The organism is Campylobacter sp. 107 (assembly GCF_002383835.1).
GTDB classification, from domain to species: Bacteria; Campylobacterota; Campylobacteria; order Campylobacterales; family Campylobacteraceae; genus Campylobacter_D; species Campylobacter_D jejuni.
The window spans coordinates 26,239-41,656 of record NZ_NXBA01000020.1 but is presented as its reverse complement, the minus strand read 5'-3'; the positions used below and the strand labels follow the sequence as shown (position 1 = coordinate 41,656).

The window sequence follows — 15,418 nt, the reverse complement described above, 5'->3', positions numbered from 1 at the left end:
AAATTTTTATGAGTGAATTTTTAGTAGAAGAAATGCAACATAATAAAGGTGCAAAAATTAAGGTTATAGGCTGCGGTGGCGGTGGCGGTAATATGATTAACCATATGGTTAAAATGGGATTAAATGATCTTGATTTAATTGCAGCGAATACTGATGCACAAGCTATTTCAATTTCATTAGCAAAAACTAAAATTCAACTTGGCGAGAAAAAAACTAAAGGTTTGGGCGCTGGTATGCTTCCTGAAGTAGGTGCAGAAAGTGCTAGAGAAAGTTTTGAAGAAATAAAAGCAAGTCTTAGTCAAAGTGATATTGTATTTATTGCTTCAGGTTTTGGTGGAGGTACTGGAACGGGTGCCACTCCAGTTATTGCACAAGCAGCTAAAGAGATTGGAGCTTTAACTGTTTCTGTTGTAACTATGCCTTTTGCATTCGAAGGAAAACAAAGAAAAAAACTTGCTGAAAGCGGTCTCCTTGAGCTTAAAAAAGAAAGTGATTCTATTCTTGTAATTCAAAATGAAAAATTATTGAGCATTATTGATAAAAAAGCAGGCATTAAAGATGCTTTTAGGTTGGTTGATGATATTTTAGCTCGTGCTGTAAAAGGTATGGTGTCTATCTTACTTGATAATGGAGATATTAATGTTGACTTTGCGGATGTAAGAACCATCATGAGTCATCGCGGACTCGCGCTTATGGGTGTTGGTAGTGCTAGCGGTGAAAATGCTATAGAAGAGGCTCTTTCAAACGCTATAGAATCTCCTTTGCTTGATGGAATGGATATTAAAGGTGCCAAGGGAGTTATTTTACATTTTAAAACAAGTTCTAATTGCTCTTTGTTTGAAATTTCGGCAGCAGCAAATAGTATACAAGAAATTGTTGATGAAAATGCTAAGATTATTTTTGGTTCTACCACAGATGATAGCATGGAAGATAGAGTTGAAGTAACTATTATTGCGACAGGGTTTGAAGATAAAGATACAGTAGCTAAAAAATCTACCGAAGAAGCTCAAGCTTCTAAGAAAAATCCTTATTTAAGTCTTAAAAAGGTAAGTGGTGGTTACGATGAAGAGATAATGGCGCAAATTGAAACACCAACTTTCTTGCGTCGTCAAATGGATTAAAATTGATTTTTAAAGCAAGATTGAGTCAAATCTTGCTTTTTATAGTTTAAAATTCTCTCCTAATAATCTTTCAAATATTTATTTTTCTTTGTTTTTAAAAGTTGGAACACTCTTTGCTTTTATAGTTATAAAATCTTAAATTTATAGGTGAAAATATGCAAAATGGATATTATCAAGCAACTGGCGGAATGGTAACTCAGTTTAATAAACTTGATGTGATTACTAATAATCTTGCCAATATCAATACAAGTGGATATAAAAGAGATGATGTGGTTATTGCAGATTTTAAAAGGATTTTTAAAGAAACTCAGGATGAGTTGCCTATAGAAAATCACACAAGAGATGCATCTCGTTTTGTAAATACTACAATAGATGGCATCCCGCAAGTTTCTCAAGAATATACGGATTTCAGCCTAGGTTCTTTAAAGGCCACAAACAATCCTTTAGATTTGGCAATGACTAGAGAAGATGCTTTTTATTTGGTTCAGACCAAAGATGGAGAAGTAAGATTAACCAAAGATGGAAATTTTCAACTTGATGATGAGGGTTATTTGGTAAATAAGCAAGGATACAAGGTATTAAGTAGTGATTATTTTAATAATCCTCAGAATGCTGGCATACGCATTCCTAATGGTGCTGTTCAAATTAGCGTTGATAAAAACGGAAGCATTGAAGTTGATGGAGCTCAAAATGCAAGATTATTTGTAGCACAAGTAGATGATATAAGAGCTTTGCAAAAAGATGGGGATAATGTCTATAAAATAGATGATCTAACCCGTATTAGAGATTTGAAAAACTCCAATGCTATTCGCCAAGGTTTTTCTCAGGGATCAAATGTTAATCCAGTTACTGAAATGGTAGGACTGATTGAAGCAAACAGAATGGTAGAAATGTATCAAAAAGTTATGACAGCTCATATGGATGACTTAAATCAAGAAGCTATCAATAAGCTTGCAGCTGTTAAATAATTTAAAATAAAATGAAAAAGGATTCAAGATGATGAGATCACTTCATACTGCTGCTACAGGAATGGTAGCGCAGCAAACACAAATTGATGTTACTTCCAATAACATCGCCAATGTTAATACAGCAGGTTTTAAGAAAAGTCGTGCAGAATTTGCTGATCTTATGTATCAAGTTATGAAGTATGCAGGAACTTCAACTTCAGCTACTACTCTTTCTCCTTCGGGTATAGAAGTGGGTGTGGGTGTGCGTCCAACAGCGGTAACTAAAGTTTTTACTGAAGGAAATTTAAAATCAACAAGTACTGATGGTCTTGATATGGCTATTGCAGGCAATGGGTTTTTTCAAATACAACTTCCTGATGGCACTATAGGATATACTAGAAATGGGCAATTTACAAAAGATAATGAAGGTAATATTGTAAATTCAGATGGTTATAGACTTTTACCTGAAATGACAATACCTGAAGGTGCAACAGCAATTAATGTTGCTACAGATGGAACCGTTTCTGTAATGTTACCAGGGGAGCAACAAGAAACTCAAATTGGCCAAGTGGAGCTAGTTCAGTTTATAAATCCAGCGGGTCTTCATTCTATGGGTGATAATCTTTATCTTGAAACAGGAGCAAGTGGTGCACCTGTTGCGGGTATAGCAGGGCAAGATGGACTTGGAACCATAAGACATGGATTTATAGAACTTAGTAATGTTCAGCTTGTTGAAGAAATGACAGATCTTATCACAGGACAAAGGGCTTATGAAGCGGGTTCTAAGGCAATTACAACAAGTGATGATATGCTAGGAATTGTAAATCAGCTTAAGCGATAGTTGATATAAAATAAATAATTTTTAATTCTTTTTTAGTTTAATGGCGTGTTAAACGCCATTAAATTTTTTAGCAAGAGTAGCAAGTTTTAAATTCATAAGCAGTTGGACGAGCTTCTACTGGCCAAACTTGTGTTTCAAATTTTAAATGCTGATAGTCATCGATAAAAATATCGCTCATTACAGGTTTTAAATAAGAATTATGTCGGATTAAAGCTTCTAAACTTCCTCTTAGAGTATGCGGTAATTGCTCTATCCCTTTTTCACGTATTTCATCCAAAGTAAGATCAAATAAATTTTCATCCATAGGACCTATAGGAATGGTTTTATTTTTGATTCCATCAAGACCTGCCATTAAAAGACTAACAAAAGCTAAATAAGGATTAGCAGTGCTATCAGGGAAGCGAATTTCTATGCGAGCTGAATTTTTACCTATGCCATAAGGAACGCGACAACTTGCTGATCTGTTTTGACAAGAATAAGTTAAAATACAAGGAGCTTCAAAGCCAGGAACTATTCTTTTGTAAGAGTTGGAACTTGGATTTGTAAAAGCTGCGACACTTCTAGCATTTTTTAAAATTCCACCTATATAATTTATAGCAGTTTGACTAAGTCCACTGTATCCATCTTTATCGTAAAATAAATTTACCCCATCTTTCCATAAGCTCATATGAACATGCATACCATTGCCATTATCTCCGTATAAAGGTTTTGGCATAAAAGTGGCAGTTTTGCCATTTAAATGAGCTACCATTTTTACAACATATTTATAAATTTGAACATTGTCAGCTGCTTCTACAAGCGTGCCAAAATTTACTCCTATTTCAGCTTGTCCTTGTGCAACTTCATGATGATGAACAAAAGTTTTAAGGCCTACTTTTTCAAGAGTTTGAACCATTTCAGAACGAATATCTACTAAAGAATCAATTGGCTGAACTGGAAAATATCCACCTTTGTTTCTTGGCCTGTGTCCAGTATTGTAGCTATCAGTAAATTCTCTATCATCATTCCACTCTCCTTCTTCGGTATCAACTTCATACTTAGAACAATGAGTAGTATCAACTATTTTTACACTATCAAAAACAAAGAATTCATTTTCTGGTCCAAAGTAAGCAATATCAGCTATGCCACTATTTTTAAGGTAATCCATTGCTTTTTTTGCTATGCTTCTTGGACATTTTTCATACATTTGTCCTTTGTAAATATCATACACATCACAAAACACTATGATGGTAGGGTCAGCTGTAAAAGGATCTAAAAAAGCACTTTGTACATCAGGTTTTAAAATCATATCTGATTTTTCTATAGGTTGCCATCCATGGATTGAGCTTCCATCAAATGGAATACCAGTTTGAAATGTTTCTTCATTGATTGCATGAAGATTATAGGTAATATGATGCCAAGTTCCTATCATATCTGTAAAACGAAAATCAACAAAAAGCACTTCATTTTGTTTGCAAAATTTGAAAAAATCATCTATATTATTAACAAATTTTCCCATATTTTTACTCCTTTTATGTAATTAAATTTATAAAATTATATCATAAAATTTTTAATTAAGATTTAATTAATATATTTTTTTTAATAAATTTAAAATTTAATTTAAAAAGATTAAAAAATAAAAATTTATATTTTTGTTTTAGATAAAATTGATTATAATTTTGAGCAATTATTGAAAATCTAGATTTAAAAAAAGGAAAAAAATGACTCAAGAAGAGCTTGATGCTTTGATGAATGGTGATGTTGATCTTGATTCAGAGACAGAAGCAGATGTAAAAACCGAAGAATCGAATACCGAAGAAGATGCTTTGATGTTAGAAGATGTCAAAATAGCTGATTACAAACCTAATCCTAGCGTGGTATGGCCACCACCCCCACCAAATCAGGAGCATAAAGTTGTACATCAGTTAGATGATGTTACAAAAGATAGCGAGCTTAAAGCAACGGAAATGATGGATAAGCTTGAAAGTATTAATAATTTTTTTGCGGATTCTGAAAGTTTACTCAAAGAAATAAATAAAGTAATAGAAAAAAATATTGATATTTTTTCTAAACTTAGTGAAAAATTTCCTAATGTGGAAAGTTTCAGTGAAGCTTTAGAATTAAACAATCAAGCTAAAAAAAGTTCCAAGGAGATTGTCGGAAATCTTCAAAGCGGACAAGATGAAGTGATGATGGCAATGGATGCAATGCAGTATCAAGATATACATCGTCAAAAAATTGAACGTGTTATTAATGTAATGCGTGCTTTAAGCCGTTATATGAGTTCTTTATTTGAAGGTAAAATTGATGATAAAAAACGTGTAAGTTCTGCAGTGCATATTGAAGGTGATAGTACTGCCGATGTTGTAAGTAATGATGATATAGAAGCTTTAATTGCAAGTTTAGGGCAAAAATGATCATTCCTGAAATAGTAGCTCCTGCAGGAAATTTCACAAAATTAAAAATTGCTTTAGCTTATGGCGCAGATGCGGTTTATGCGGGTGTGAATAATTTTTCTTTAAGATCACGCACCGCAAGAGAATTTAATTATGAAAGTTTTGAAGAAGCTATTAAATATACCCATAAGTGTGGTAAGAAAATTTATGTTACTTTAAATGGTTTTCATTTAAGCTCCCAAATTGAAGGTTTAAAAAGACATATATTAAAATTACGCGAGATTAAACCCGATGCTTTTATTGTAGCTTCTGTTGGAGCTATGCGTCTTGTTAAAGAGCTTGCACCTGAAATTTCTTTACATGTTTCTACTCAGGCAAATATTTTAAATTATTTAGATGCTCAAGTTTATAAGGATATGGGTGCTAAAAGGGTTGTAATTGCGAGAGAATTAGGGCTTAAAGATGCTAAAGCTTTAAGAGAAAATTGCGATATTGAACTCGAAGCCTTTGTGCATGGTTCTATGTGTTTTGCTTATTCTGGGCGTTGTTTAATAAGCTCTGTGCAAAGTGGAAGAATGAGCAATCGTGGATCTTGTGCAAATGACTGTAGATTTAATTATGAGCTTTATGCTAAAAATCCAGAAAATGGCACTTTATTTCGCTTAGAAGAAGATGAAAATGGTACTCATATTTTTAATTCTAAAGATTTAAATCTTTGTTCTTATATAGAAAAAATCATGCAAGAAAATTGTATCAGTGCTTTTAAAATAGAAGGACGTACTAAAAGTGAATATTATGTTGCGCTTACAACAAGGACTTATAAAATGGCCATACAAGATGCTTTAGAGGGTAAATTTGAGTCAAGTAAGTATGAAAAAGAGATTGCTACACTTAAAAATCGTGGTTTTACAGATGGCTATCTTGTTTCGCGTCCTTTAGAAAAAACCGACACGCAAAATCATAATACAAGCATAGAAGAAGGTTCTCATCAAGTGCATGCTATAAGCGAAGATGGAAGCTTTTTTAAATGCAAAGGGAAAATCGTTTTAAACACGCCTTATGAAATTTTAGCCCCTTTAGGCGATGTGATTCAAACTTGCGATAATGAACTAGGTAAAATTTATCAAAAAGAGGATAAATATTTTATAGAGTTTAAAAAACTCATTGCTAAAAACAATAAAGAATTTAGCGAAATTCATAGCGGTAATGAACATGAAATCCAATTACCAAATAAAATCAGTGCATTAAGTTTTTTAAGAAAGGAAATATAGATGAATTTTGTTTCTATTTTAATGGGAAGCAAGAGTGATTATGAGACTATGAAAGAATCTGCTAAAACTTTAGAAAGTTTTGGGGTAAAGTATGAACTTATTATCTCATCAGCTCATCGTAGTCCAAAAAGAACAAAAGAGTATATTGCAAATGCTGAAGAAAAAGGTGCGAAAGTTTTTATAGTAGCAGCTGGAATGGCAGCGCATTTAGCTGGAGCTGTTGCAGCTTATACAACAAAACCTGTTTTGGGAGTGCCTATGCCAGGAAGTAATCTTGCAAGTATGGATTCTTTGTTTTCTACGGTGCAAATGCCTAGTGGAATTCCTGTAGGAACTTTAGCTATTGGTAAGGCTGGAGCGATCAATGCTGCTTATTTGGCTATGCAAATTTTAGCTATTTATGATGTTGATTTAGCACAAAAGCTTAAAGAAGATCGTCTTGAAAAAGAAAAAAAACTTGCATCTGATTCAAAAGAAGTGGAAGTTTTATTATAAGGGATAAAAATGCAAACCTATCTTGAACTTGAAGAATTTTGTAAACTTGTGCATTTAAATGAAGATGTGGTTAAGGGTATGATGGCTAATGGGGCTTTAAATTTTAAAGAAGAAGAGGGTAAAATTTACATCGAAGCTCATCAAGGTACTTTTAGTGTAGTGCCTAGTTCTACAAAATCTCAAACTGCAATGGTAAATTCAATGACTTTAGCAGGAGAAAGTTTTGTTGAAAAAACAATAGGAACTATTTTAAATTTACATGAAAAAGTTTTAGATGCTAAAGATGAAACACTTGAAGCATTAAAAAATGAGAATAAATTTTTAAAAGATGCCCTTTATTCTATGCAAGAACTCTACGATGAAGATAGAAAAACTATAGAAACCTTAAACAATGAGCTAAAACATGCGCGTGAAGAGATAGAATTTCTCAAGCGTAAATATAAATTAATGTGGAGTAAAACTGCAGAAATTTTTGGAGCTAAGACAGAGCCTGATTTGGAAATGAATAAAAATTTAGAAAAACCTATTGAAAATATGGAACAATAAAGAGAGATACAATGACTTTTTCACAAATGATACTTAATTTACAAAATTATTGGCAAGAGCAAGGTTGTGCGATTATGCAACCTTATGATATGCCAGCAGGTGCAGGAACCTTTCATCCAGCAACTTTTTTAAGAAGTTTAGGAAAAAAACCTTGGGCAGCTGCTTATGTGGCTCCAAGCAGAAGGCCTGCTGATGGACGTTATGGTGAAAATCCCAATCGCTTAGGTGCTTATTATCAATTTCAAGTTTTAATTAAACCTAGTCCTGATAATATCCAAGAATTGTATCTTAAAAGTCTTGAAAATTTAGGTTTTGATTTAAAAAGTCATGATATTCGTTTTGTTGAAGATAATTGGGAGAGTCCAAGTTTGGGTGCTTGGGGTTTAGGCTGGGAAGTATGGCTTGATGGCATGGAAGTCACTCAATTTACTTATTTTCAGCAAGTTGGTGGTATAGCAGTAGATTTAGTAAGTGCTGAAATTACCTATGGTCTTGAAAGAATAGCCATGTATCTTCAAAATGTTGATAATGTTTATGATGTAGTTTGGAGTGAATTTAATGGAGAAAAAATTAAATACGCAGATGTGCATAAGCAAAGTGAATATGAATTTAGTAAATACAATTTTGAAGTAAGTGATATTAAAATCTTAAATGAGCAGTTTGAAAACTCTTACAAAGAATGTAAAAATATTTTAGAACAAGGATTGGCTTTGCCTGCTTATGATTATTGTATGCTTGCTGCACATACTTTTAATCTTTTGGATGCAAGAGGAGCAATTTCTGTAGCACAAAGACAAGATTATATGTTAAAAATTCGTGAACTTTCAAAAAATTGTGCTGAAATTTATAAGAAAAATTTAAATGAAGCTGAGTGAAATTTATAATTTTTTAGATCAATTAAGTCCCTTTAATATCCAAGAATCATGGGATAATAGTGGAATTTTGCTTGGAGATAAGGATGGTGAAATTTCAACTGTTTATTTAAGCTTAGATATTGATGAAAATATTATTAAAGAAGCGAGTGAAAATTCTTTAATTATCACACATCACCCTTTGATATTTAAAGGTTTAAAAGATTTATATGACAAGACTTATCCTAGGGCTTTTATTAAAGAAATGATTTGTAAAAATATTTCTTTAATCAGTATGCATACAAATTATGATTTAAGTCATTTAAATACTTATTTTACGGAAGAAATTTTAGGTTTTAAAATTTTTTTTAAAGACGAATTTTTAATTTATGTAGAAAATTCTATGTCTTTTGAAACTTTGTGTGACTGGGTGAAAAAAAAGTTAAATTTACAAATTTTACGTGTAAGCGATTGTGGTAAAAAAGACATTAAGCGTATTGCTATATGTACTGGAAGTGGCGGGGATTTAATTTATAAAGTAGATGCAGATTGTTTTTTAAGTGGAGATTTTAAATATCATCAAGCTTTAGAGGCGCTTAGCAATCAAATCAGTCTTATTGATTTAGGTCATTTTGAAAGTGAGAGATATTTTTCTCAATGTTTAGCAAAAGACTTGAAAAATTTGCCACTACAAGTTATAATAACAGTTTCAAAAAATCCATTTCAATATTTTTAAGGAAAATAAATGAATAAATATCTCGAACAATTAGTGCTTTTATCAAAAATAGATCAAGAAATTGATAGTTATGAACCAAAAATAGACAGTATTAATAGGACTTTAAAAGATGCTGAGTTAAAAATAGGAAAAATCAACACAGATTTAGAAAAAATCGATGAAGAAATCAAAGATATAGAAAATCAAAAAGTGCAAAATAATGCTCATATTTCTGAGTTTTCAGCAAAAATTAAAGAGCTTTCTAAAAAAAGTGGCGCAGTAAAAACAGAAAAAGAAGCTAATGCTTTAAAAATTGAAGAAGATATTGCAAAAGAGCAATTGGACGCTGCAAATGATGAGATTGTAAGACTGGATAAAATTTTAGAGAATAAAGAAACTTATAAAAAAGAACTCGAAGAAGAAAAAATCAAACAAGAGCAAAATATTAATGAGATTAGAGTAAGTATTAAATCTGAAATGGAAGTTCTTGAAAAAGATAGAATGAGTGTTTATGATAAAAAAACCAAACTTGTGGGCGAGATGAATCAAAAAGTTCTAAGTTTTTATGAGAAAATTCGCAAATGGGCGAAAAATACTGCTGTAGTACCCGTTAAGAAACAAGCATGCTATGGATGTTTTATGAAAATTTACGATAAGACCTATCTATCTGTTGTAAAAGGCGAAGAGATTGTAACTTGTCCTCATTGTGGAAGAATTCTTTATAAAGAGCAAGAAGAACAAAATTGATCTTTTTTTATTATTTTTTAACTTGGACGGCATTTTTATTTTGTGCTGTCTTTATTCTTTTGCTTTCTTTTTTAAAATCCAAATACAAAACTAGTTTAAAATCCCGATTTTTTCTTTATAAAAATTTACATCAAGAAAAAGCTGATGTACATTTTCATGCTTGTTCTTACGGGGAGGTAAGAAGTATTAAAACTTTGGTTTTGAAATTTGATTCAAGAATAACTACTATTACTCAAACAGGTTTTGAATGTGCAAAAGAATTTTGTAAAAAGGTAAATTATCTTGCTTTTGAAAATTTTTTGCCTTTTTGGCTTAAGCCTTGCAAGGTTTTGGTAATTTTTGAAGCAGAATATTGGCTTATGCTTGTTTTTATGGCACGTATTTATAAGGCTAAGATTATTTTGCTTAATGCGAGAATATCTGATAAGTCTTATCATTCTTATCAAAGATTTTCTTTTTTTTATAAAAAAATTTTTTCTTATATTGATGAAGTTTTTGCTCAAAGTGATTTAGATAAAGCAAGACTTGAAAGTTTGGGAGCTAAAAATGTTAAAATTTTTAAAAATATTAAGGCAAATTTAGAAATTAAAAATAATAAAATTTATACCAAACCTAAGGAAAAACTTATCATTTTTGCCAGTACTCATAAGGATGAAGAAGAGCTTTTGCTTGATCATTTTAAACTAGAAGAAAATGAAAAACTCATTATCGCCCCACGACACCCTGAACGTTTTAAAGAAGTTGAAAATTTGCTTTTAAACAAAGGTTTAGAATTTGAAAAATTTAGTTCTTTAAAAGATGAAAATAAGAAATTTTCTAAAAAAATTTTGCTTTTAGATGCTTTAGGGGAGCTTGTAAATTTTTATGCAATTTCTGATGTTGTTGTGCTTGGAGGTTCTTTCATAGAAGGCATAGGAGGACACAATCCTATAGAAGCGGCATATTTTGATAATGTATTAATCAGCGGGAAATTTATTCACAATCAAAAGGTTTTGTTTGAAGAAGTGGAAAATGTATATTTTTGTGAAAAATTAAAAGATTTAAATGATAAAATTCGTTATTTAAATTTAAAAGCTAAAATTTCCAAAAAAGAAAATTTAGATCTTATCATACAAACTATACAAAAGGGAATTGATGCAAGAAAAAGCTTATAAACTCTTAGCTTTGCAAGAAAAAATTTCAAATCGTGAAGCTAAAGATTTGATTGATAAGGGTTGTGTTTTTTCACATGGAAAAAAAGTTGTGGTTGCTAGAGCTTTGATGAGCGATAAGGCAAGATTTAATGTGATAAAAGCTAAAAATCCTCAAATTATTTTTGAAGATGATAAGATTATTGCTATTAATAAACCTTATGCTTATGTGAGTGAAGATTTAGAGAAAAAATTTAATGCCAAGCTTTTAAATCGTTTAGACAAAGAAACAAGTGGTGTGATTTTGCTTTGTAAAGATGAAGATTTTAGAAAGCTTTGTATAGAAGAATTTAAAAAACACAGGGTTTATAAAAGTTATATTGCGGTTTTAGATGGGGTTTTGGCTGAAGAGGTTGAAGTGAATGAACCTATTTTTACTATAAAAGTAAAAGGCTGGGCGTTAAGTAAAGTTTCAAAAGATGGTTTAAGTGCCTTAAGTATCATTACTCCTATCATGATACAGTCAAAAAAAACCTTAGCAAAAATAGTTATTCAAACAGGTAGAACTCATCAAATCAGAGTGCATGCTAAATTTATAAAACATGGCGTTGTAGGTGATGAAAAATATGCTAAAATTTCAAGCGATAGAATGTATTTGCATAGCTATGAAATTAAAATTTTTAATTATCATTTTAGGGCTAATTTAGATAGTGGTTTTGCAAAATTTGGCTTTGATATAAAAAATTTAGATTTTTAAAGCCATTTAAGAAAAAATTTTGTATAATGCAAGGTTTAATTTAAAAATTTTATAGAAAGGTGATAAAGTGTTTGAGTTAGTCAGCGAATCTTTTAAATCAGCGATTAATAAATTACGTTTTGTTGATGATGAAAAAGCACTTAAGAATGCTTTAGAAACCTTAAAAAAAGCTCTTTTAAAAGCAGATGTTCATCATAAGGTAACTAAAGAGCTTTTGACTTTAATAGAAGAAGATGTAAAACAAAATGGCATAGGTCAAAAACAATTTTTAAATGCCATTAAAATAAATTTAGAAAATATTTTAAGTGTCAATGGTAAGAATCAAGGTTTTGTTTTTACTTCTAAACCCCCAACAGTAGTTCTAATGGCAGGTTTGCAAGGAGGCGGTAAGACTACAAGCACTATCAAACTCGCAAATTATTTAAAATTACGCAATAAAAAAGTTTTAGTTGCAGCTTGTGATTTGCAGCGTTTAGCAGCAGTGGAGCAACTAAGACAACTTTGTGAAGCTAATGAAATTGAACTTTTCTTTATAGAAAATGAAAAAGATCCTATTAGAGTTGCTAAAGAGGCTTTAAAAAAGGCTGAAAGTTCCATGGTGGATGTTTTGCTTGTGGATACTGCTGGACGTTTGGCTATAGATGAGGCTTTGATGAATGAATTAAAAGCAGTTAAGGATGTTTTAAATCCTGATGAGATTTTCTATGTTGCTGATGCAATGAGTGGTCAAGATGGGGTTAAGACTGCGGCTAGTTTTAATGAAGCTTTGAATATCAGCGGGGTAATTTTATCAAAATTTGATGCAGATACTAAAGGTGGAGTAGCCTTGGGTATAGCAAAACAAATCGGTATTCCTTTAAGATTTATTGGTGTAGGTGAAAAAGTAGCAGATTTAGAAGTTTTTATACCAGATCGTATAGTAAGTCGCATTATGGGCGAGGGTGATTTGGCTACTTTAGCTGAAAAAACTGCTGCAGTGATTGATGAAAAAGAAGCTAAAAAACTCAATCAAAAAATCAAAAAAGGGGAATTTAATTTTAATGATTTTCTTAACCAAATGGAAAGTATTAAAAAATTAGGAAGTATGAAGTCTTTAATCGGTATGATACCAGGACTTGGTGGAATGGCAAATGCGGTAAAAGATATAGATTTGGATAATTCTAAAGAAATTATACACATTAAAGCAATGATCTCTTCAATGACTCCAAAAGAAAGAGAAAATCCTGATTTATTAAATAATGCTAGAAAGCGTCGTATAGCAGAGGGAGCAGGTCTTTCTCAGGTAGAAGTCAATCGTTTTTTAAAACAATTTAGCAATGCAGCAAAACTTGCAAAAAGATTTTCAGGTAAAAAAGGAATGGAGAGTTTGACACAAATGATGAGTCAAGCTAGAAGACAATTTTAAATTTTATTTATAAATACTTTTTATAGTATCTATAAATAAAATTTTTAATTTTTTAAGGAGTATAAATGACAGTTATTAGACTTACAAGAATGGGTAGAACTAAAAGACCATTTTATCGTATTGTAGTTACGGACAGTAGAAAACGTCGTGATGGTGGTTGGATAGAAAGTATTGGGTATTATAATCCTATGGTAGAACCTGAAGTAATTAAAGTTGATACAGAGCGTTTAGCTTATTGGAAAAGCGTTGGTGCAAAACTTAGCGATAAAGTTGCTTCTATCACTAGCAAATAATCATGGTAGAGAATTTTCTTAGAGAATACGCAAAATTAATTGCAGATTATCCTGAACAGATTGATACTCAAAAAATTGAATTAAGTGAAAATTTTTTTGAGATTGTTCTTTTTGCACATAAGGTTGATACAGGTAAGCTTATAGGTAAAAATGGAAAAATGATCAATGCTATAAAAACTGTAATCTCTGCTTATAAGAGCAAGGATGCAAGTTCTTATAGAGTAACGGTAAAAGCACTTGAGTGAAAAAGATTTTGTTCAAGTTGCAAAACTTGGTAAAACTGTGGGTCTTAAGGGTTATGTAAAATTGCATAACCTGAGCGACTTTTCTTCTCAATTTAAAAAAGATGCTACTTTTTTTATAAAAAACACTAAAGAAATGTTAAAGATTAAGCATTATAATACAAGCAATTCTACTGTTTTATTTGAAAATTATGAAGATATAGAAAAGGCCAAAGAATTAACTAATCTTATTCTTTTTCAGAGTATCGAGAAAAGTAGACAAACTTGTAAATTAAAAAAAGATGAGTTTTTTTATTTTGATATTTTAGAGTGTGAAGTTTTTGAAGAAGATAAGAGATTAGGTAAAGTGGTTGATATCTTGGAAACTGGAGCTTCTTATTTATTTGAAATTCAAAGTGATGAAAAATGGGTTGAAAAAAAATATCCTAAAATATTTTTTATTCCATATTTAGATAAATTTGTTAAAAATATAGATATAGAAAAACGACAGATTTTTTGCACGCAAGATGCTTTTTTAATTTTAGAAAATTCATGAAATTTAGCTTCGTTTCTTTGTTCCCTAATCTTATGGAATTTTACTTTCAAGATTCTATACTTGCAAGAGCAAAAGAAAAAAAACTTTTCAAACTTAATTTTTATAATCCAAGAGATTTTTCTAAAAATTCCTATCATAAAGTCGATGATTATAAAATAGGTGGTGGAGCTGGACTTTTGATGCAAGCTGAACCTATGTATGAGGTGCTAAGAAGTATTCAAGAAAAAAAAGAAAATCCCTATTTTATTTTTTTAAATCCAAGTGGTAAAACCTTTAATCAAAAAGACGCCAAACGCTTAAGTAAAAAAGAACATATAGTTTTTGTATGTGGGCGCTATGAAGGTATAGATGAAAGAGTGCTTGAAATTTTCGCGAATGAAATTTTTAGTATAGGGGATTTTATTTTAACAGGAGGAGAATTACCTGCGCTTGTAATGTGTGATGCGATTTTAAGAAATGTTAACGGGGTTTTAGGAAATATGGAAAGTTTGAAAGAAGAAAGCTTTGAAAATAATTTACTCGAAGCGCCTGCTTTTTCAAAACCTTTTATTTTTGAGAAAAAAAATAAAAAATTTTATACTCCTTCAGAGTTTTTAAAGGGTAATCACGCTAGAATTGCAAGTTTAAAAACTACTTTGGCGTCTTGCAAAACGAAATTTTTTCGTCCAGATTTATTTTTAGAGCATGAACGCAAAAAATAAGGGATTTTTTATGAAAAATAAATATATAGAACAATTTGAAGCAAAACAAATTGAAGGTAAAAATGTTCCAGATTTTCGTGCTGGTGATACTTTAAAGCTTGCAATTCGCATTAAAGAAGGGGATAAAACAAGAATCCAAAATTTTGAGGGTATTTGTATTGCTAGAAGAGGTAATGGCGTAAGTGAAACTTTTATCGTGCGTAAAATTGGCGCTAATAATGTTGGCGTTGAGAGAATTTTCCCTATTTATAGTGAAAGTTTAGAAAGTATTACTGTTTTGCGTCGTGGTCGTGTACGCCGTGCAAGATTATTCTACTTAAGAGATAGACGTGGTAAAGCAGCGCGTATTAAAGAGCTTAAAAAATAATTTATAATTATTTTCTATTATAAGTCTAACAATTAAATAATTATAATTAATTTATAATTATTATTTATTTGATTTTAAT

The 15,418-nt window shown here is 31.0% G+C and carries 19 protein-coding genes; 18 read left to right on the top strand and 1 reads right to left on the bottom strand.

Annotation, left to right across the window (positions count from 1 at the left end; translation table 11 throughout):
- The first annotated feature begins 8 nt into the window (after positions 1 to 8).
- From ftsZ to flgG, 3 genes are all read left to right on the top strand, one after another.
- On the top strand, positions 9 to 1,121 hold the full coding sequence (gene ftsZ, locus BGS40_RS02640) for a cell division protein FtsZ (protein ID WP_002852071.1): 1,113 nt from the start codon (positions 9 to 11) through the stop codon (positions 1,119 to 1,121).
- 155 nt (positions 1,122 to 1,276) lie between these two features.
- Positions 1,277 to 2,089, top strand: a complete 813-nt coding sequence (locus BGS40_RS02635) for a flagellar hook-basal body protein (protein ID WP_002858501.1) — start codon at positions 1,277 to 1,279, stop codon at positions 2,087 to 2,089.
- Positions 2,090 to 2,117: 28 nt separating this feature from the next.
- Positions 2,118 to 2,909 carry a flagellar basal-body rod protein FlgG gene (flgG, locus tag BGS40_RS02630; protein WP_002852142.1) on the top strand — a complete coding sequence of 264 codons (792 nt, stop codon included), beginning with the start codon at positions 2,118 to 2,120 and terminating at the stop codon, positions 2,907 to 2,909.
- 67 nt (positions 2,910 to 2,976) lie between these two features.
- Here the strand turns inward: flgG and glnA are convergent, their stop codons facing one another.
- The gene (glnA, locus tag BGS40_RS02625; protein WP_096738337.1) at positions 2,977 to 4,407 is read right to left on the bottom strand and encodes a type I glutamate--ammonia ligase; all 1,431 of its coding nucleotides are present in this window, start codon (positions 4,405 to 4,407) and stop codon (positions 2,977 to 2,979) included.
- Positions 4,408 to 4,609: 202 nt separating this feature from the next.
- Between glnA and BGS40_RS02620 the strand changes: the two genes are divergently transcribed.
- The 15 genes from BGS40_RS02620 (at position 4,610) to rplS (ending at position 15,339) form a co-directional block, all read left to right on the top strand.
- Entirely contained in the window at positions 4,610 to 5,305 is a 696-nt protein-coding gene (locus tag BGS40_RS02620; protein WP_002856728.1) for a hypothetical protein, read from the top strand.
- Positions 5,302 to 6,555, top strand: coding sequence for a peptidase U32 family protein (locus tag BGS40_RS02615; RefSeq protein WP_096738336.1), 1,254 nt, complete (start codon positions 5,302 to 5,304; stop codon positions 6,553 to 6,555). The genes BGS40_RS02620 and BGS40_RS02615 overlap by 4 nt, the downstream gene beginning before the upstream one ends.
- The gene (purE, locus tag BGS40_RS02610; protein ID WP_002857167.1) at positions 6,556 to 7,050 is read left to right on the top strand and encodes a 5-(carboxyamino)imidazole ribonucleotide mutase; all 495 of its coding nucleotides are present in this window, start codon (positions 6,556 to 6,558) and stop codon (positions 7,048 to 7,050) included. It abuts the gene before it with no gap.
- A gap of 9 nt (positions 7,051 to 7,059) precedes the next feature.
- Complete coding sequence (locus tag BGS40_RS02605; RefSeq protein ID WP_002856824.1) at positions 7,060 to 7,596, top strand: DUF3972 domain-containing protein; 537 nt, start codon at positions 7,060 to 7,062, stop codon at positions 7,594 to 7,596.
- Between the two features lie 11 nt (positions 7,597 to 7,607).
- Positions 7,608 to 8,471, top strand: a complete 864-nt coding sequence (gene glyQ, locus BGS40_RS02600; RefSeq protein WP_052782020.1) for a glycine--tRNA ligase subunit alpha — start codon at positions 7,608 to 7,610, stop codon at positions 8,469 to 8,471.
- On the top strand, positions 8,458 to 9,183 hold the full coding sequence (locus tag BGS40_RS02595) for a Nif3-like dinuclear metal center hexameric protein (protein WP_052782021.1): 726 nt from the start codon (positions 8,458 to 8,460) through the stop codon (positions 9,181 to 9,183). Before glyQ ends, BGS40_RS02595 begins: the two co-directional genes overlap by 14 nt.
- 9 nt (positions 9,184 to 9,192) lie before the next feature.
- Positions 9,193 to 9,909 carry a zinc ribbon domain-containing protein gene (locus BGS40_RS02590; RefSeq protein ID WP_002856929.1) on the top strand — a complete coding sequence of 239 codons (717 nt, stop codon included), beginning with the start codon at positions 9,193 to 9,195 and terminating at the stop codon, positions 9,907 to 9,909.
- A complete protein-coding gene (gene waaA / locus BGS40_RS02585; RefSeq protein WP_096738335.1) occupies positions 9,906 to 11,063 on the top strand; it encodes a lipid IV(A) 3-deoxy-D-manno-octulosonic acid transferase in 1,158 nt (385 codons plus the stop codon). Before BGS40_RS02590 ends, waaA begins: the two co-directional genes overlap by 4 nt.
- Positions 11,044 to 11,796, top strand: coding sequence for an RluA family pseudouridine synthase (locus BGS40_RS02580; protein ID WP_052817359.1), 753 nt, complete (start codon positions 11,044 to 11,046; stop codon positions 11,794 to 11,796). Before waaA ends, BGS40_RS02580 begins: the two co-directional genes overlap by 20 nt.
- A 67-nt stretch (positions 11,797 to 11,863) precedes the next feature.
- The gene (gene ffh / locus BGS40_RS02575; RefSeq protein ID WP_032590902.1) at positions 11,864 to 13,201 is read left to right on the top strand and encodes a signal recognition particle protein; all 1,338 of its coding nucleotides are present in this window, start codon (positions 11,864 to 11,866) and stop codon (positions 13,199 to 13,201) included.
- A 65-nt stretch (positions 13,202 to 13,266) separates the two neighbouring features.
- Complete coding sequence (rpsP, locus tag BGS40_RS02570; protein ID WP_052817361.1) at positions 13,267 to 13,494, top strand: 30S ribosomal protein S16; 228 nt, start codon at positions 13,267 to 13,269, stop codon at positions 13,492 to 13,494.
- A gap of 2 nt (positions 13,495 to 13,496) precedes the next feature.
- The gene (locus BGS40_RS02565) at positions 13,497 to 13,739 is read left to right on the top strand and encodes a KH domain-containing protein (protein ID WP_002852144.1); all 243 of its coding nucleotides are present in this window, start codon (positions 13,497 to 13,499) and stop codon (positions 13,737 to 13,739) included.
- Positions 13,732 to 14,271 (top strand): ribosome maturation factor RimM, encoded by a 540-nt coding sequence (gene rimM / locus BGS40_RS02560; protein WP_002868041.1) that lies wholly within the window; start codon positions 13,732 to 13,734, stop codon positions 14,269 to 14,271. Before BGS40_RS02565 ends, rimM begins: the two co-directional genes overlap by 8 nt.
- The gene (gene trmD, locus BGS40_RS02555; protein WP_002885710.1) at positions 14,268 to 14,972 is read left to right on the top strand and encodes a tRNA (guanosine(37)-N1)-methyltransferase TrmD; all 705 of its coding nucleotides are present in this window, start codon (positions 14,268 to 14,270) and stop codon (positions 14,970 to 14,972) included. The genes rimM and trmD overlap by 4 nt, the downstream gene beginning before the upstream one ends.
- 10 nt (positions 14,973 to 14,982) lie before the next feature.
- Entirely contained in the window at positions 14,983 to 15,339 is a 357-nt protein-coding gene (rplS, locus tag BGS40_RS02550; protein WP_002852307.1) for a 50S ribosomal protein L19, read from the top strand.
- Positions 15,340 to 15,418 lie beyond the last annotated feature (79 nt).